Annotated in this window: 25 protein-coding genes; all 25 read right to left on the reverse strand. The window is 67.7% G+C overall.

Translation table 11 applies throughout. The annotated features are described in order from the left end of the window. Positions 1-52: 52 nt before the first annotated feature. The gene (locus tag ACFQ7C_RS00540; protein WP_378896524.1) at positions 53-751 is read right to left on the reverse strand and encodes a DsbA family protein; all 699 of its coding nucleotides are present in this window, start codon (positions 749-751) and stop codon (positions 53-55) included. 10 nt (positions 752-761) lie between these two features. Beyond that, on the reverse strand, positions 762-1,604 hold the full coding sequence (gene map / locus ACFQ7C_RS00545) for a type I methionyl aminopeptidase (protein WP_378896526.1): 843 nt from the start codon (positions 1,602-1,604) through the stop codon (positions 762-764). A 4-nt stretch (positions 1,605-1,608) separates the two neighbouring features. Further along, positions 1,609-2,202: an adenylate kinase gene (locus tag ACFQ7C_RS00550; RefSeq protein ID WP_378896529.1), complete on the reverse strand. Its 594-nt coding sequence runs from the start codon at positions 2,200-2,202 to the stop codon at positions 1,609-1,611. Next, a complete protein-coding gene (gene secY, locus ACFQ7C_RS00555; protein ID WP_378896532.1) occupies positions 2,199-3,521 on the reverse strand; it encodes a preprotein translocase subunit SecY in 1,323 nt (440 codons plus the stop codon). Before secY ends, ACFQ7C_RS00550 begins: the two co-directional genes overlap by 4 nt. Before the next feature lie 99 nt (positions 3,522-3,620). Then, positions 3,621-4,247 carry a 50S ribosomal protein L15 gene (gene rplO, locus ACFQ7C_RS00560; protein ID WP_378896535.1) on the reverse strand — a complete coding sequence of 209 codons (627 nt, stop codon included), beginning with the start codon at positions 4,245-4,247 and terminating at the stop codon, positions 3,621-3,623. Next, a complete protein-coding gene (gene rpmD / locus ACFQ7C_RS00565; protein WP_018171461.1) occupies positions 4,247-4,432 on the reverse strand; it encodes a 50S ribosomal protein L30 in 186 nt (61 codons plus the stop codon). The genes rplO and rpmD overlap by 1 nt, the downstream gene beginning before the upstream one ends. Beyond that, complete coding sequence (gene rpsE, locus ACFQ7C_RS00570) at positions 4,432-5,097, reverse strand: 30S ribosomal protein S5 (RefSeq protein ID WP_378896538.1); 666 nt, start codon at positions 5,095-5,097, stop codon at positions 4,432-4,434. The genes rpmD and rpsE overlap by 1 nt, the downstream gene beginning before the upstream one ends. A gap of 20 nt (positions 5,098-5,117) precedes the next feature. Next, positions 5,118-5,477 (reverse strand): 50S ribosomal protein L18, encoded by a 360-nt coding sequence (rplR, locus tag ACFQ7C_RS00575; protein ID WP_045301506.1) that lies wholly within the window; start codon positions 5,475-5,477, stop codon positions 5,118-5,120. Positions 5,478-5,479: 2 nt separating this feature from the next. Next, positions 5,480-6,016 carry a 50S ribosomal protein L6 gene (gene rplF / locus ACFQ7C_RS00580; protein WP_116194489.1) on the reverse strand — a complete coding sequence of 179 codons (537 nt, stop codon included), beginning with the start codon at positions 6,014-6,016 and terminating at the stop codon, positions 5,480-5,482. Between the two features lie 6 nt (positions 6,017-6,022). Continuing rightward, entirely contained in the window at positions 6,023-6,421 is a 399-nt protein-coding gene (gene rpsH / locus ACFQ7C_RS00585) for a 30S ribosomal protein S8 (RefSeq protein ID WP_045301501.1), read from the reverse strand. Between the two features lie 133 nt (positions 6,422-6,554). Then, positions 6,555-7,145, reverse strand: a complete 591-nt coding sequence (gene rplE / locus ACFQ7C_RS00590; RefSeq protein ID WP_045301499.1) for a 50S ribosomal protein L5 — start codon at positions 7,143-7,145, stop codon at positions 6,555-6,557. 2 nt (positions 7,146-7,147) lie between these two features. Further along, positions 7,148-7,507 carry a 50S ribosomal protein L24 gene (gene rplX, locus ACFQ7C_RS00595; RefSeq protein ID WP_159846873.1) on the reverse strand — a complete coding sequence of 120 codons (360 nt, stop codon included), beginning with the start codon at positions 7,505-7,507 and terminating at the stop codon, positions 7,148-7,150. A 4-nt stretch (positions 7,508-7,511) separates the two neighbouring features. After that, entirely contained in the window at positions 7,512-7,880 is a 369-nt protein-coding gene (rplN, locus tag ACFQ7C_RS00600) for a 50S ribosomal protein L14 (RefSeq protein ID WP_045301495.1), read from the reverse strand. After that, positions 7,877-8,191 (reverse strand): 30S ribosomal protein S17, encoded by a 315-nt coding sequence (gene rpsQ, locus ACFQ7C_RS00605; protein ID WP_056371390.1) that lies wholly within the window; start codon positions 8,189-8,191, stop codon positions 7,877-7,879. The genes rplN and rpsQ overlap by 4 nt, the downstream gene beginning before the upstream one ends. Continuing rightward, entirely contained in the window at positions 8,191-8,505 is a 315-nt protein-coding gene (gene rpmC / locus ACFQ7C_RS00610; protein ID WP_116194492.1) for a 50S ribosomal protein L29, read from the reverse strand. Before rpmC ends, rpsQ begins: the two co-directional genes overlap by 1 nt. Next, on the reverse strand, positions 8,505-8,924 hold the full coding sequence (gene rplP, locus ACFQ7C_RS00615) for a 50S ribosomal protein L16 (RefSeq protein ID WP_018171451.1): 420 nt from the start codon (positions 8,922-8,924) through the stop codon (positions 8,505-8,507). Before rplP ends, rpmC begins: the two co-directional genes overlap by 1 nt. Next, a complete protein-coding gene (gene rpsC / locus ACFQ7C_RS00620; RefSeq protein WP_045301490.1) occupies positions 8,924-9,706 on the reverse strand; it encodes a 30S ribosomal protein S3 in 783 nt (260 codons plus the stop codon). The genes rplP and rpsC overlap by 1 nt, the downstream gene beginning before the upstream one ends. Further along, positions 9,706-10,104, reverse strand: coding sequence for a 50S ribosomal protein L22 (gene rplV, locus ACFQ7C_RS00625; RefSeq protein ID WP_045301488.1), 399 nt, complete (start codon positions 10,102-10,104; stop codon positions 9,706-9,708). The genes rpsC and rplV overlap by 1 nt, the downstream gene beginning before the upstream one ends. Before the next feature lie 22 nt (positions 10,105-10,126). After that, positions 10,127-10,408 carry a 30S ribosomal protein S19 gene (rpsS, locus tag ACFQ7C_RS00630; protein WP_045275479.1) on the reverse strand — a complete coding sequence of 94 codons (282 nt, stop codon included), beginning with the start codon at positions 10,406-10,408 and terminating at the stop codon, positions 10,127-10,129. A 12-nt stretch (positions 10,409-10,420) separates the two neighbouring features. Continuing rightward, positions 10,421-11,260, reverse strand: coding sequence for a 50S ribosomal protein L2 (gene rplB / locus ACFQ7C_RS00635; RefSeq protein WP_045301487.1), 840 nt, complete (start codon positions 11,258-11,260; stop codon positions 10,421-10,423). Between the two features lie 26 nt (positions 11,261-11,286). Continuing rightward, positions 11,287-11,586, reverse strand: a complete 300-nt coding sequence (gene rplW, locus ACFQ7C_RS00640; RefSeq protein WP_159846879.1) for a 50S ribosomal protein L23 — start codon at positions 11,584-11,586, stop codon at positions 11,287-11,289. Continuing rightward, positions 11,583-12,245 carry a 50S ribosomal protein L4 gene (rplD, locus tag ACFQ7C_RS00645; protein ID WP_378896546.1) on the reverse strand — a complete coding sequence of 221 codons (663 nt, stop codon included), beginning with the start codon at positions 12,243-12,245 and terminating at the stop codon, positions 11,583-11,585. The genes rplW and rplD overlap by 4 nt, the downstream gene beginning before the upstream one ends. A gap of 4 nt (positions 12,246-12,249) precedes the next feature. Next, the gene (rplC, locus tag ACFQ7C_RS00650; RefSeq protein WP_378896549.1) at positions 12,250-12,909 is read right to left on the reverse strand and encodes a 50S ribosomal protein L3; all 660 of its coding nucleotides are present in this window, start codon (positions 12,907-12,909) and stop codon (positions 12,250-12,252) included. Positions 12,910-12,917: 8 nt separating this feature from the next. Continuing rightward, positions 12,918-13,226, reverse strand: coding sequence for a 30S ribosomal protein S10 (gene rpsJ, locus ACFQ7C_RS00655; RefSeq protein ID WP_018171443.1), 309 nt, complete (start codon positions 13,224-13,226; stop codon positions 12,918-12,920). A gap of 443 nt (positions 13,227-13,669) precedes the next feature. Next, on the reverse strand, positions 13,670-16,588 hold a 2,919-nt coding region (locus ACFQ7C_RS00660; protein ID WP_378896552.1), incomplete at its 5' end, for a hypothetical protein.

The following is a 16,588-nucleotide window of genomic DNA, read 5'->3' on the forward strand; positions in this document are numbered from 1 at the left end:
AGGGCGGGGGCGACCGGATGCTGCGGGCCGCGGCATCCGTTTCGTCCGAGGCTTACTCGAAGAGCGTCGCGAGGGAGCCGGCCGGGGGCAGCTGCGAGTTCGCGATGACCTGGCCGTTGACGGCGATCGTCGGGGTGCCGATGCCCTGGGAACCGGGCTGGATCGGGGTCTCCTCCGTCATCGCGGCGACGTAGCCGGCGTACGTGCCGTCGTTGACGCACGCGTCGATGCCCGTCACTCCCACGCCGGAGGCGATGTCGAGGATCTCGCCGTTGGTCAGGCCGCTCGATCCCTCGGACGGCTGGTTCTCGAACATCGCCTGCAGGAACGGCAGCGACGCATCGGGGTCGGCGGCGGCCACGCAGTAGGCGGCGCTGGCGGCGCGCGTCGAGAACTGGGTTCCGTTCGACTGGCGGTCGAGGATCGAGATCGGGTGGATGCCGAGCGTGATGCTGCCGTCGTCGACCATCCCCTCGATCTCCGCGCCGTACATCTGCTCGAACTGGTTGCAGACGGGGCACATGAAGTCGATGTAGGTGTCGAGACGATCCTCGCCGTCGCCGACGAGGATCGCGCCCGTCTCGGCGTCGATGTTCGACGCCGACGGGGTGTTGACCTCGGTCGGCAGCGGCTGGGGGGTCGCCGCGTTGTTCAGGGTCACCACGAGCACCGTGACGAGCACGAGTGCGATCACGACGCCCACCGTCACCCAGATCGCGAACCAGTTGGTCTTGCGTGCTGCCTGTGCCATGTCGAGCCTCCTAGGCGATCTCGCGTGGGGTCACGCCGAAGGGCGCAAGGCCCGCGGCACCGCCGTCGGGTGCCGTGAGCACCCAGATTCCGTCTTCGTGGACGGCGACGCTGTGCTCCCAGTGGGAGCCGGCGGTGCCGTCGATCGTGGAGACCGTCCATCCGTCGTCCTCGACGAACGTGGCCTGGTCGCCGATCACCACCATGGGCTCGATGGCGAGCACGAGGCCGGGACGCACCTCGGGCCCCGGATCCGGGACGCGATAGTTGAACACCGACGGCGACTCGTGCATCTTGCGGCCGATGCCGTGCCCGACGTACTCGCGCAGGATCCCGTACGTCCCGGACGCGGGCGAGTTCGCCTCGATATGCGCCTGGATGGCGGTGCCGACCTCGCCGATGTGCTTCGCCGTCGCGAGCGCGGCGATGCCGGCCCACAGCGACCCCTCGGTCACGTCGGACAGGTGCTGACGCGCCGCGACCACCTCGGGCCGCGCGTCGTCGGGCAGGACGAACGTGAAAGCGGAGTCGCCGTTCCAGCCCTTGTACTCGGCGCCGGCGTCGACCGACAGGATGTCGCCCGGGGCGAGCACGCGGTCGCCCGGGATGCCGTGCACGACCTCCTCGTTGACCGAGGCGCAGATGGTGTGGCGGTACCCGCGCACCATCTGGAAGTTCGACTTCGCACCTCGGGCGGTGATGAGAGCGGATGCTGCGGCATCCAGTTCCGCCGTCGTCACACCCGGTGCGATCAGGCCGCGAGCGGCGTCGAGCGCCGCGGCCGTGATCAGGCCGGGCTCCACCATCGCCCGCAGCTGGGCAGGCGACTTGTAGATCGAGCGGCGGAGCGACACGGGATCAGGCGACGGGGACGCGGACGAGCCCGCGCGCCTCGAGGGCGGAGATGATCCGCTCGGTGATCTCGTCGAGGGTGCCCACGCCGTCGACGCGGTCGACGATGTCGCGCGTCTCGTACACGCCGACGATCGGCGCGGTCTCGCGCTCGTAGATCGCGAGACGGTTCGCGATGACCTCTTCGGTGTCGTCGGTGCGCCCCTGCTCCTGCGCGCGCAGCGAGATGCGCGAGATGCTCTCATCGCGCGGCACGTCGAGCAGGATGACGGCGTCGAGCTCCTCCTCGCGGCCCTCGAGGAACTCCTCGAGGTGCATCACCTGGGCGACGTTCCGGGGATAGCCGTCGAGCAGGAACCCGCCCTCGGCGTCGGCCTGCGAGAGGCGTTCGCGGACCACCGCGCTCGTCAGCTCGTCGGAGACCAGGTCGCCCGCCTCGATGATCGCCTTCACCTGGCTGCCGAGCTCGGAGCCGTCGGCGACCGCGGCGCGGAAGACGTCGCCCGTCGAGATGGCCGGGACGCCGAACGCCTCGGCGATGCGGATGCCCTGGGTGCCCTTGCCGGAGCCCTGCGGGCCGACGATCAGGAGTCGCGTCATCGGAGGAGCCCTTCGTAGTGGCGCTGCTGGAGCTGCGCGTCGATCTGCTTCACCGTCTCGAGACCGACGCCGACGATGATGAGGATCGAGGCGCCGCCGAACGGGAAGTTCTGGTTGGCGCCGACCGTCGCGAGGGCGATGAGCGGCAGGAGCGCGATCAGACCGAGGTAGATCGAGCCCGGGAGGGTGATGCGCGTGAGCACGTAGTCGAGGTACTCGGCCGTGGGGCGACCGGCACGGATGCCGGGGATGAAGCCGCCGTACTTCTTCATGTTGTCGGCGACCTCGACCGGGTTGAACGTGATCGCGACGTAGAAGTACGTGAAGCCCACGATGAGCAGGAAGTACAGCGCCATGTACAGCGGGTGGTCGCCGCGCACCAGGTACAGCTGGATCCACTCGACCCAGGCCGGGACGTCCTGGCCCACCTGGGGCTGGTTGAACTGCGCGATGAGCGCCGGGATGTACAGCAGCGACGAGGCGAAGATGACGGGCACGACGCCGGCCATGTTGACCTTGATCGGGATGTACGTGTTCGTGCCGCCGTAGGTGCGGCGACCGACCATGCGCTTGGCGTACTGCACCGGGATGCGCCGCTGAGACTGCTCGACGAAGACGACGAGCGCGACGACGACGATTCCGACGGCGAGCACGAGGAGGAAGACCTCGAAGCCGCGCGACTGCCAGATGGCCCACATCGAGGCGGGGAAGGCCGCGGCGATCGACGTGAAGATCAGCAGCGACATGCCGTTGCCGATGCCGCGCTCGGTGACGAGCTCGGCGAACCACATGATGAGGCCGGTGCCGGCGGTCATCGTGATGATCATGAGCAGCTGCGCCCACCAGATGGTGTTGGTGAGAAGCTCCTCGCACTCGGGAACACCGGTGGTCCCGAAGAGCTGGCCGCTGCGCGCGACGGTGACGAGCGTCGTCGACTGCAGCAGCGCCAGCGCGATCGTGAGGTAGCGGGTGTACTGCGTCAGCCTCGCCTGACCCGACTGACCCTCCTTGTAGAGGGTCTCGAAGTGCGGGATGACCACGCGGAGCAGCTGCACGATGATCGTCGCCGTGATGTACGGCATGACGCCGAGGGCGAAGATCGACAGCTGCAGGAGGGCGCCGCCGGAGAACAGGTTCACCAGCGAGAGCAGACCCTCGGTGCCCGCGGACTGCCGCAGACACGACTGCACGTTCGGGAAGTCGACGAACGGCGCAGGCACGTGCGCGCCGAAGCGGTACAGGGCGATGATCGCCAGGGTGAATGCGATCTTCCGACGAAGGTCGGGAGTGCGGAAGATCCGCGCGATGGCGCTGAACAAGAGGATTCCTCCAGAGGGGGGCATCGGCACGCAGACGTACCGACGTCCAGGGTAACCCAGTGGGGGCCGGAGCAAGCTCCGACCCCCACTGTGCGCGTATTACTTGACGGCGCCGCCCGCGGCGACGATCTTCTGCTCGGCGGAAGCCGAGACCTTGTCGACCGACACGTTGAGCTTCACCGAGATGTCGCCGGTGCCGAGCACCTTGACCTTCTCGTTCTTGCGCACTGCACCCTTGGCGACCAGGTCGCCGATGGTGACGTCGCCACCGGCCGGGTACAGCTCCGCGAGCTTGTCCAGGTTCACGACCTGGTACTCCACGCGGAACGGGTTCTTGAACCCGCGGAGCTTCGGGGTGCGCATGTGCAGCGGCATCTGCCCACCCTCGAAGCCGACCTTGACCTGGTAGCGGGCCTTCGTACCCTTGGTACCGCGACCCGCCGTCTTGCCCTTCGACCCCTCACCGCGACCCACGCGGGTCTTGGCGGTGTTCGAGCCGGGGACCGGGCGGAGGTGGTGCACCTTGAGCACGCCCGGGCGCGAGGCCGGGGCGTCCTTCTTAGCGACGTCCTTCTTAGCGGCGGCCTTCTTGGCGGGCGCCTTCTCAGCCTTGTCGGCCTTGGCGGCGGCCGCCTTCGCGGGGGCCTTCTTCTCAGCAGCAGCCTTGGGAGCGGCAGCCTTCTTCGGGGCCTTCTCGGCCTCGACGGCGTCGTTCTTCTCAGCCATCAGTCGATCTCCTCAACCTTCACGAGGTGCGCGACGGTCCGGACGTAACCGCGCGTCTGCGCGTCGTCGGGACGGACGACCGAGTCGCCGATCCGCTTCAGACCGAGCGAACGCAGCGTGTCACGCTGGTTCTGCTTCTCGCTCACCTTGGACTTGACCTGCGTAACCTTCAGGCGCGCAGCCATCAGACACCTGCCTTCGCAGCGGCCGCGGCCTCAGCCTCGGCACGGACGAGACGGGCGGGGGCGACCTGGTCGAAGTCGAGACCGCGACGCGCGGCGACCGCACGGGGCTCCTCGAGCTGCTTCAGGGCCTCCACCGTCGCGTGGACGATGTTGATCGTGTTCGACGAGCCGAGCGACTTCGACAGCACGTCGTGGATGCCGGCGCACTCGAGGACAGCACGCACCGGGCCACCGGCGATGACACCGGTACCGGCGGCGGCGGGGCGCAGCAGCACCACACCGGCGGCCGCCTCACCCTGCACCGGGTGCGGGATCGTCGAGCCGACGCGGGGCACGCGGAAGAAGTTCCGCTTGGCCTCTTCGACACCCTTCGAGATCGCCAGGGGCACCTCACGGGCCTTGCCGTAGCCGACGCCCACCACACCGTTGCCGTCGCCGACGACGACGAGCGCGGTGAAGCTGAAGCGACGACCACCCTTGACGACCTTGGACACGCGGTTGATGGTGACGACGCGCTCGAGGAACTGGCTCTCGCTGCGGTCGCGGCCACCGCGGTCACCGCGGGTCTGGTTGCGCTCACGACCACCGCGGCGCGGCTCGCGCTCCCGCTCGGCGGGCGCGTCCGCAGCCGGGGCCTGGGCCTCGGCAGCAGCCTGCTCGGTCACGATGTTCTCCTTGTTGTCACTCACAGGTTCAGACCTCCCTCGCGGGCGCCGTCGGCGATCGCCGCGACACGGCCGGCGTAGCGGTTGCCGCCACGGTCGAACACGACGTCCGAGACGCCGGCGGCCTTCGCGCGCTCGGCGAGCAGCTCGCCGACCTTGCGGGCCTTGGCGGTCTTGTCAGCGTCGGACGCACGCAGGTCGGTCTCGAGCGTCGAAGCGGAGGCCACGGTGTGGCCCTTGCTGTCGTCGACGAGCTGCACGAACACGTGACGCGACGAACGCGTGACGACCAGGCGGGGACGCTCGGTGGTGCCGACGACCTTCTTGCGAAGGCGGGCGTGACGACGCGCGCGCGCGTCGGACTTCGACTTCACAGCCATGGTTACTTACCAGCCTTTCCGGCCTTGCGCCGAACGACCTCGCCGGCGTAGCGCACACCCTTGCCCTTGTACGGCTCGGGCTTGCGGATCTTGCGGATGTTGGCCGCGGCCTCGCCGACGGCCTGCTTGTCGATGCCCGCGACCGTGAGCTTGTTGTTGCCCTCGACGGTCAGCGTGATGCCCTCGGGCGCCTCGACGAGGACGGGGTGCGAGAAGCCGAGAGCGAACTCGACCGCCGTGCCCTTCTGCGCGACGCGGTAACCCGTGCCGACGACCTCGAGACCCTTGGTGTAGCCCTGGGTGACACCGATGATGTTGTTGTTGATGAGCGTGCGGGTCAGGCCGTGGAGCGAACGCGAAGCGCGCTCGTCGTCGGGACGGGTCACGACGACCTGGCTGTCCTCGACCTTGACTTCGATGGGACGGGCCACGGTGAGCACGAGCTCGCCCTTGGGGCCCTTGACGGCGACATCCTGGCCATCGACCGAAACGGTCACGCCGGCGGGGATGTCGATCGGAAGACGACCGATACGCGACATGTCAGATCACCACACGTAGGCGAGGACTTCCCCACCCACGCCCTTCTGCTCTGCCTGACGGTCCGTGAGGAGACCGGAGGAGGTGGACAGGATCGCGACGCCGAGGCCGCCGAGGACGCGAGGGATCTCGGTCGACTTCGCGTACACGCGGAGGCCGGGCTTCGAGACGCGCTTGATGCCGGCGATCGACCGCTCGCGGTTCGGGCCGTACTTGAGCGTCAGCGTGAGGGTCGAGCCGACGCGGGCGTCGCTGACCTCCCACGCGGAGATGTAGCCCTCCTGCTTGAGGATCTCGGCGATGTGGGTCTTGAGCTTGGAGCTCGGCAGCGACACGGAGTCGTGGTGCGCCGAGTTCGCGTTGCGCAGACGGGTCAGCATGTCTGCGACCGGGTCTGTCATTGTCATTTCTTGATTCCTTTGTTCACGAGGTATCGGCTGCCGTTACACGCCAGACGACCTTCCATGACGGTGATGTTCAGTTGTGGGATCGGATGCTGCGACCGCCGCTCGCGCGCCGGCCGCAGCATCCGTTCAGGAATTACGCCTGCGCGTCGTCCGACTTGAACGGGAAGCCCAGGGCGCGCAGGAGTGCGCGGCCCTCGGCGTCCGTCTTCGCCGTCGTCACGATGGTGATGTCGAAGCCGCGGACGCGGTCGATCTTGTCCTGGTTGATCTCGTGGAACACGGACTGCTCCTGGAGACCGAAGGTGTAGTTGCCGTGACCGTCGAACTGGGCGCCCGAGAGGCCGCGGAAATCGCGGATGCGGGGCAGCGCCAGGTTGACGAGGCGGTCGATGAACTCCCACGCGCGGTCGCCACGGAGGGTGACGTGCGCGCCGATGGCCTGGCCCTCACGCAGCTTGAACTGCGCGATGGACTTGCGGGCCTTGGTCACGACCGGCTTCTGACCGGTGATCTTGGTGAGGTCGTCGACCGCGCCATCGATCACCTTGCTGTCGCGAGCTGCCTCGCCGACACCGGTGTTCACGACGACCTTGACCAGGCCGGGGATCTGCATGACGTTCTCGTAGCCGAACTCGTCCTGCAGAGCCTTCTTGATCTCGGCGTTGTACTTCTGCTTCAGGCGGGGCTGGATCTTGCCAGCCTCCACGGCAGTGGTGGTGCTCATGTTCAGAGGTCCTTGCCTGACTTCTTCGCGTAGCGCACGCGGACGGTGCGCTTCACGCCGTCCTTGGTCTGCTCCTCGACACGGTGGCCGACACGGGTCGGCTTCTTGGTCGAGGGGTCGACGACCTGGACGTTGGAGATGTGGATGGGGGCTTCCATCGTCTCGATGCCGCCCGTCTTGGTGCCGCGCTGCGACTGACCGACACGGTTGTGCTTCGTGACGTAGTTCACGCCCTCGACGATGACGCGGTTCTGCTCGGCGAGGACCTCGAGGACCTTGCCCTGCTTGCCGCGGTCGCCGCCCTTGTCCTGCTTCTTGCCCGTGATGACCTGAACCAGGTCACCCTTCTTGATCTTGGCCATGTGGTCAGATCACCTCCGGTGCGAGCGAGACGATCTTCATGAACTTCTTGTCGCGAAGCTCACGACCGACCGGGCCGAAGATGCGGGTGCCGCGGGGCTCCCCGTCGTTCTTCAGGATGACGGCGGCGTTCTCGTCGAACTTGATGTACGAACCGTCGGCACGACGGGTCTGCTTGACGGTGCGGACGACGACGGCCTTGACCACGTCGCCCTTCTTGACGTTGCCGCCCGGGATCGCGTCCTTGACGGTGGCCACGATGATGTCACCGAGACCCGCGTAACGGCGGTTCGAGCCACCGAGGACGCGGATGGTGAGCAGCTCCTTGGCGCCCGTGTTGTCGGCGACCTTGAGGCGGGACTCGTTCTGAATCACTTGGCCTTCTCCAGGATCTCGACCAGACGCCAGCGCTTGGTGGCGCTCAGCGGGCGGGTCTCGTTGATGAGGACGAGGTCGCCGATGCCGGCGGAGTTGGTCTCGTCGTGCGCCTTCACCTTGGAGGTGCGGCGGATGACCTTGCCGTAGAGCGGGTGCTTCACGCGGTCCTCGACCTCGACGACGATGGTCTTGTCCATCTTGTCGCTGACGACGTAGCCACGGCGGGCCTTGCGGTAACCGCGGGCGTCGGCGTCGCGAACGTCGTGCTCGCCGTGCTCGACCTCAGCGGCCTGCTTCTTGTCAGCCATCACTCGGCCTCTTCCTTCGCGGCCTCGGAAGTCTCATCCGACTTCTTGGCCTTCGTCTTCTTCGCCTTCGTCGCGGTCTCCAGCGGCGCGGGCGTGGCACGGATGCCGAGCTCGCGCTCGCGGATCACGGTGTAGAGCCGCGCGATGTCGCGCTTGACCGCACGGATGCGGCCGTGGCTCTCGAGCTGGCCGGTGGCCGACTGGAAGCGCAGGTTGAACAGCTCTTCCTTGGCCTTGCGCAGCTCCTCGACGAGGCGCTGGTCTTCGAACGTGTCGAGCTCGCTCGGGGCGAGCGTCTTGGTGCCGATCGCCATTACGCGTCGCCCTCCTCGCGCTTGATGATGCGTGCCTTGAGCGGCAGCTTGTGGATGGCACGGGTCAGGGCCTCACGAGCGAGTTCCTCGTTGACGCCGGCGACCTCGAAGAGGACGCGACCCGGCTTGACGTTTGCGACCCACCACTCGGGCGAACCCTTACCGGAACCCATGCGGGTCTCGGCCGGCTTCTTCGTGAGCGGACGGTCGGGGTAGATGTTGATCCACACCTTGCCGCCACGCTTGATGTGACGGGTCATCGCGATACGAGCGGACTCGATCTGACGGTTCGTCACGTAAGCGGGCGTGAGGGCCTGGATGCCGAACTCACCGAACGACACCTTGGTGCCACCGGTGGCCTGGCCCGAGCGGCCGGGGTGGTGCTGCTTGCGGTACTTGACCTTGCGGGGGATGAGCATTACGCCGACGCTCCTTCTGCCACGGGGGCCTCGTTGCGGCGGTCGCCGCCACGCTCGCCGCGGTCGCCACGCGGGCCGCCACGACGATCGTCACGACGACGGTCCGACTTCGGCGCGTTCGCCTGCTCGCGAGCGAGCTCCTTGTTGGTCAGGTCGCCCTTGTAGATCCAGACCTTCACGCCGATGCGACCGAAGGTGGTCTTCGCCTCGTAGAAGCCGTAGTCGATGTTCGCGCGCAGCGTGTGCAGCGGCACACGACCCTCGCGGTAGAACTCCGAGCGGCTCATCTCGGCGCCGCCGAGGCGGCCGGAGACCTGGATGCGGACGCCCTTGGCGCCGGCGCGCTGCGCGCCCTGCAGGCCCTTGCGCATCGCGCGGCGGAACGCCACGCGAGCGGTGAGCTGCTCGGCGATGCCCTGCGCGACGAGCTGCGCGTCGGCCTCGGGGTTCTTGACCTCGAGGATGTTCAGCTGGATCTGCTTGCCGGTGAGCTTCTCGAGGTCGGCGCGGATGCGCTCGGCCTCGGCGCCGCGGCGACCGATCACGATGCCCGGACGGGCGGTGTGGATGTCGACGCGAACGCGGTCACGGGTGCGCTCGATCTCGATGTTGCTCACGCCGGCCCGGTCGAGCTGGGTCTGCAGGAGCTTGCGGATGCGGATGTCCTCGGCGACGTAGTCGGCGTAACGCTGGCCGGGCTTCGTCGAGTCCGAGAACCAACGCGACACGTGGTCGGTCGTGATGCCGAGGCGGAAGCCGTACGGGTGGACCTTCTGTCCCATTACTTGCTCGCCTTCTTGCTCTTGGCAGCCGGCGCCGTCTCCGCGACCTCGGGGGTCGAGAGCACGACGGTGATGTGGCTGGTGCGCTTCTTGATCTGGAAGGCACGACCCTGCGCGCGGGGCTGGAAACGCTTGAGCGTCGTGCCCTCGTCGACGTACGCGTTCTTCACGTACAGGTCCTGCTCGTCCAGGTACTCGCCGTCCTTGTCCGCCTTGACGCGAGCGTTCGCGATCGCGGCGGCGACGAGCTTGTAGATCGGCTCGCTCGCACCCTGCGGTGCGAACTTGAGGATGGCCAGGGCCTCCTCAGCCTGCTTGCCCTTGATGAGCGCAACGACACGACGAGCCTTCTGAGGGGTCACGCGGATGTGTCGCACGCGTGCGATGGACTCCACCATTTCTCTCTCCTCTGCCCCCGCGTCAGCGGCGGCGGCCCTTCTTGTCGTCCTTCACGTGGCCGCGGAAGGTGCGGGTGGGCGCGAACTCGCCCAGCTTGTGGCCGACCATGGTCTCGGACACGAACACGGGGATGTGCTTGCGTCCGTCGTGCACGGCGATGGTGTGACCCAGCATGGCCGGGATGATCATCGAACGGCGCGACCAGGTCTTGATGACGTTCTTGGTGCCGGCTTCGTTCTGGACGACGACCTTGCGAAGCAGGTGCTCGTCGACGAAGGGGCCCTTCTTAAGGCTGCGAGGCATCTTCCTCTACTCCTACTTCCGCTTCTTGCCGGCGTTGCGACGACGGACGATGTACTTGTCGCTTTCCTTGTTCGCGTGACGGGTGCGGCCTTCGGCCTGACCCCACGGCGAAACCGGGTGACGACCACCGGAGGTCTTACCCTCACCACCACCGTGCGGGTGGTCGACCGGGTTCATGGCGACACCGCGGACGGTCGGGCGGATGCCCTTCCAGCGGTTGCGGCCGGCCTTGCCCCAGTTGATGTTCGACTGCTCGGCGTTGCCGACCTCGCCGACGGTCGCGCGGCAGCGCGCGTCGACGTTGCGGATCTCGCCCGAGGGCAGACGCAGCTGAGCGTAGGGGCCGTCCTTCGCCACGAGGCGAACCGACGCACCGGCCGAGCGGGCCAGCTTCGCGCCGCCGCCGGGGCGGAGCTCGATCGCGTGGATCACGGTACCGGTGGGGATGTTCTTCAGCGGCAGGTTGTTGCCCGGCTTGATGTCGGCCGAGGGACCCGACTCGACGATGTCGCCCTGCGACAGCTTGTTCGGCGCGATGATGTAGCGCTTCTCGCCGTCGAAGTAGTGCAGGAGCGCGATGCGCGCGGTGCGGTTGGGGTCGTACTCGATGTGCGCGACCTTGGCGTTGATGCCGTCCTTGTCGTTGCGACGGAAGTCGATGACGCGGTACTGACGCTTGTGGCCACCACCGATGTGACGCGTGGTGATGCGGCCCTGGTTGTTGCGGCCACCGGTCTTGCTGAGCGGGCGGAGGAGCGACTTCTCAGGCGTCGATCGGGTGATCTCGGCGAAGTCGGCCACCGACGAGCCGCGGCGACCCGGGGTCGTGGGCTTGTACTTGCGAATAGCCATAGTTCTCTAGTCCTCTGTCCCGACCGTCAGCCGACTGCCGTGAAGATGTCGATGGTGCCCGACTTCAGGGTCACGATGGCGCGCTTGGTGTCCTTGCGCTTGCCGGTGCCGAAGCGGGTGCGACGGGCCTTACCCGTGCGGTTGAGCGTGTTGACCGCTGCGACCTTGACGCCGAAGATCTTCTCGATCGCGAGCTTGATCTCGGTCTTCGAGGCGCGGGGGTCGACGAGGAAGGTGTACTTGCCCTCGTCGATGAGCCCGTAGCTCTTCTCCGAAACGACCGGCTTGAGGATGATGTCGCGCGGGTCCTTGTTGATGCCGGTCATGCCGAGACCTCCTCGGTGGCGGCGCTCTTGGACGCGACGAACGCGTCGTAGGCGGCCTTGGTGAAGACGATGTCGTCCGAGACGAGCACGTCGTAGGCGTTGAGCTGGTCGGCCGGCAGCACGTGCGCGAACGAGATGTTGCGGACGCTGAGGACGCTGATGTCGTCCGAGCGGTCCACGACCACGAGCACGTTCTTGGTGGCGCCGAGACCGGTCAGGACCGCGGCGGCGGCCTTGGTCGACGGAGCACCCTCGATGCCGAACGACTCCACGACGTGGAGACGCTCGCCGCGAGCGCGGTCGCTGAGCGCGCCCAGCAGGGCGGCCGCGATCATCTTCTTGGGGGTGCGCTGCGAGTAGTCGCGCGGCTTCGGACCGTGGACGATGCCACCACCGGTCATGTGCGGCGCGCGGATCGAGCCCTGGCGGGCGTTACCCGTGCCCTTCTGCTTGAAGGGCTTGCGGCCGGCGCCCGAGACCTCACCGCGACGCTTGGTCGAGTGGGTGCCCTGGCGAGCCGCCGCGAGCTGCGCGACGACGACCTGGTGGATGAGCGGGATGTTCGTCTTGACGTCGAACAGAGCGGCGGGGAGCTGGACCGATCCAGCCGCCGTGCCGTCTGCCTTCACGACGTCGAGCGCGAGAGTCGAGTCAGCCATGAGATCAGGCACCCTTCACTGCGTTGCGGACGTAGACGATGCGGCCGCGAGCACCGGGGACGGCGCCCTTGACGAGCAGCAGACCCTTCTCGGCGTCGATGGCGTGCACCTTGAGGTTGAGGACGGTCACGCGCTCGCCACCCATACGGCCGGCCATGCGCATGCCCTTGAAGACGCGGCTCGGGGTCGACGAGGCGCCGATCGAACCGGGCTTGCGGTGGTTGCGGTGCGCACCGTGCGAGGCGGAGACACCCTTGAAGTTGTGGCGCTTCATGACACCCGCGGTGCCCTTGCCCTTGCTGGTGCCGACGACGTCGACCAGCTGGCCGGCCTCGAACGTACCGTCCACCGTGAGCTCCTGACCGAGTGAGTAGTCAGCGGCGTCCGCGGTGCGGATCTCGGTGAGGTGACGGCGCGGGGTGACACCCGCGGCCTCGAAGTGGGCCGTGAGGGGCTGGTTCACCTTGCGGGGGTCGATCTGGCCGTAGGCGATCTGAACGGCCTTGTAGCCGTCCTTCTCGGGCGTGCGAACCTGGGTGACCACGTTCGGCGCGATCTCGATGACGGTGACGGGAACGAGCTTGCCGTTCTCATCCCAGACCTGGGTCATGCCGAGCTTGGTGCCGAGCAGGCCCTTGGAAATCTTGTTGTTGATGTCAGCCATGTCGAACCTCAGAGCTTGATCTCGATGTTGACATCGGCCGGAAGGTCGAGGCGCATGAGCGAGTCGACAGCCTTGGGCGTCGGATCGATGATGTCGATCAGACGCTTGTGGGTGCGCATCTCGAAGTGCTCGCGGCTGTCCTTGTACTTGTGGGGAGAACGGATCACGGCGATCACGTTCTTCTCCGTCGGAAGGGGCACGGGGCCCACGACCGTCGCGCCCGCACGGGTCACGGTGTCGACGATCTTGCGCGCCGACGAGTCGATGACCTCGTGGTCGTACGACTTCAGGCGAATGCGGATCTTCTGTCCCGCCATTGTCTGCTCACTCTCTTTCTCGCGTCATACCCCTGTGGCATTGGACGCACGTGGCGCAAAGCGCCATGGCACTTCTGCACCGCTTACGCAGTGCGTGCTGCACCGCTGTTCTGCTGTCAATCCGGGTGCCGCGCCGAAGCGCCGCCTCCCGGCATCCGTCCTCCCCCGCGCGCGAAGCAAAGCTCCGCTCAAGGTGGATTCGTGATGTGGTGGTTCTGCTGCCCGCGGCCTAGGACCCTGCGCGTCTGCGCTGCCTATGCACTGCCCTGGCAGTGATCCGACGCGCGCCAAGAGGGGCGTCGGAATGTGGAACCTCACTAGTCTACGTGCAGCCCGGGCGTGTCGCAAACTCGGGCGTGTCGCGACGCGGGTATGCTCGGCGCCTTCCCAGGATGCCCGCCGGCGGGAGGACGGATGCGCGGCCCCGTCCTCCCGTCGCACGCTCAGTCGGGCAGCTGCGCGGTGCCGCGCCGGCGCCGCATCGCGGTGTGCAGCACCGTCAGCAGACCGGTCAGGATCGCTGCGACGGCCAGGGCGATCACGCCCGATGGCACCTCGCCACCCGTCGCCGGCAGGTCCGACAGCGTCACTGTGACGGAGTCGTCGTCACACGCCTGGAACGGCAGCCCGTTCGTGGCCGGCCCCCAGCACACCTCGCCGGTGTTCGTGATCGAGCGAGCCGTCGTGGTGTCACGCACGGTCACACCCAGGGTGATCAGCGGTGCGGAGGTGCCCATCGCGAGCGGACCCAGCAGCGTGCACTCGAGCGTGCCGCCGAAGCCGCCGGCGCTCGTTCCCGACACCGCGCAGTCTCGCCACCTCGGGAACGCCGTCTCGCTCGTCGTGATGGCGTCGACCCGGATGTCCGCCGGGATGACGTCGGTGACCACGACCGGCTCTGCGACCGAGTCGACGGCGAGGTTGGTGACCTCCAGCCCGTAGTGGAAGGACGCGCCGGGCGCGGTCGTCTGCACGTCCGCGGTCTTGTCGATGATGAGATCGGCGGAGCGCGGCACTTCGCAGTTGACGGTCGCCGGGGGGTACGCCGTCTGGATCGTCATCGTGGGGTTCACCGAGATCGTGACCGTCGACGAGAGCCGCCACGGGTACGTCGGGTAGGACGTGTCGAGCACCATGCCGTTGTAGACGAGGCTCGGATCCACGAGCAGCGCCCCGGTCGCCGGGTCGTAGTCGTCGATCGTGAGCGGGCGGTAGCCCGGCCACTGGATGCTCACGTCGTTCGGCGCCAGCCGGCCACCCGGCCAGAGGATCGTGCCGGAGTCCCCCGCGGTCAGCGTGCGCTGCACGTTCGGCGGCTCCGGGGACGGAACCTGGGTGTCAGGAGCCCACGTGAGGCTGATGGGCTGGCCGGCCAGGCTCGGGCTCGTCGCCACACTGTAGTTGAGGTAGGCGATGTCGTTCAGACACGTGACGAAGATGTCGGCGATCAGTTCGTCGACCGGCACGGTGTCGGTGCTGCAGTCGTTCTCCGGATTGCCGTCGTTCGGCGCAGCCACGCACGCCTCGTTGACGAGGTCGCCGATGAAGTCGGGCTCGAACGGCGGCGGCTCCTCACCGGGCCCGACGACGGGCGGCACCTGCGCGGGTGGCTGCGGCAGCGACACCTGAACGCTGATGCGGCGCGTCTGGCCGACCGCCAGGCTCACGTCCGCGACGAGCACCGTGTTCCCGGTCGACTGGTCCGTCCAGCCCGCAGGGACCGTGACGCCGAGCACGTCCAGCTCGGCCGGGATCTCGTCGGTGACGACTCCGTCGGTGACGTCCACGGTGCCGTGGTTCGTCACGTCGAGGTAGTAGGTGAACGGCACCTCGGGCTCGACGGCGCCGCCTTCGAGAGTCGAGTGGCTCTTGATGATGCCGAGGTCGACGAGCTGAATGACGTTGCACGCCTCGTCGTCGATGACGATGCCGTCGATCTCGATGGAGCCCAGGTTCGGGATCACGTAGCCCGTGCCGGGGATGTCCGCGCAATCGGCGGGAAGCGGATCCGGCAGCTGCGGGATCGCGACGTCCACCGTCACGGTGACGAGGTACGCGTGTGTGACGCCGTCGCCGATCGGGCGGTCGAGCGCGAGCGTGACCGGATCGAACGTCGTCCACTGGGTGACGACCGGCGCGGGCGTGTCCGGGAACGCCGGATCGGCAGCGGCGACGGCCTCGACGAGCGTCACGCCGGTGGGGAGTGTCCCCAGCGTGTCGGCAAGGGTGTAGTCGGCAGCGCCGGGTCCCGGGTTGGTGACCGACAGCCGGTACGCGAGCGCCCAGGTGTCGGCGTCGACCGCAGTGGCGCCGAGCGCCACCTTGTCGAACACGGGCTGCGCGGGAACCGGCTCGCAGTCCTCGGAGCTCGCCTCGTCGCCCTCCCACACGAGCGTCGCCGTGTTGAAGAAGCCGTTGCCCGGCTCGCCCGTGCAATCGATCTCGCCCGGAGGGGTCGTTTCCGAGAGGGTGACGGTGAACGTGACGCGGTAGACGTGCGTCGCGCCCGCCGCGATCGTCGCGCCCGACACGATCGGCGTCGCAGGCTGTCCGTTCCACGCGATGGGCGTGTTGCCGTTCGTCACGTCGACCACCTGGTTGCCCGTGATGGTGACGCCCGACGCGAAGGAGGGGACGTCGAACAGATCGTATACCTCGTCGCGCGGCTGTCCGCTGTTGTCGACGGTCAGCAGATAGCTCACCGTCCAGACGGGACCAGGTCCGACGAACGCCAGCCCGTCGAAGGTCTTGGCGATCGTCGGATCGCTCGGCCGGTCGTCGTTCGTGAACGTGCAGGTGACCTTGCCGCCCTGCGGCACGGTCACCGTCGAGCCGTCGCCACCGGCGGTGCACGAGATCCCGACCAGGTCGTAGCCCGACGGGCCGCCCTCCTCCCGGATCTCGTACGTGCCGACCGGAAGCTGGTGGAACTGCCCCTGCGTGAGCGTGGTCCACACCCCGTCGATCCGCACCTGAAGATCCCAGTCCCCCGGCTCGGCATCGCCGCCGTCATCGTTCACGACCTTCTTGACGAGCTTCAGCTCGCCCTTCTTCGGCTGCTTGCGGTCATCGTTCGTGAACGTGCAGACCACCTTCGCGTCCTTGACGATCGTGACGGTGTCGGCGGACGGATGCTGCGACCCGCCGGTCCTCTTGTCGCTCTTGTCATCGTCATCGTCATCGTCGTGGCCACCGCCGCCACCGCCGCCACCGCCGGCCGTGCACGTCACGCCGACGAAGTCGTAGCCCGACGGGCCGCCCGTCTCACGGATCTCGTACGTGCCGACCGGAAGCTGGTGGAACTGCCCCTGCGTGAGCGTGGTCCACACCCCGTCGATCCGCACCTGAAGATCCCAGTCCCC

The organism is Microbacterium sp. NPDC056569, assembly GCF_042793475.1.
GTDB lineage: Bacteria > Actinomycetota > Actinomycetes > Actinomycetales > Microbacteriaceae > Microbacterium.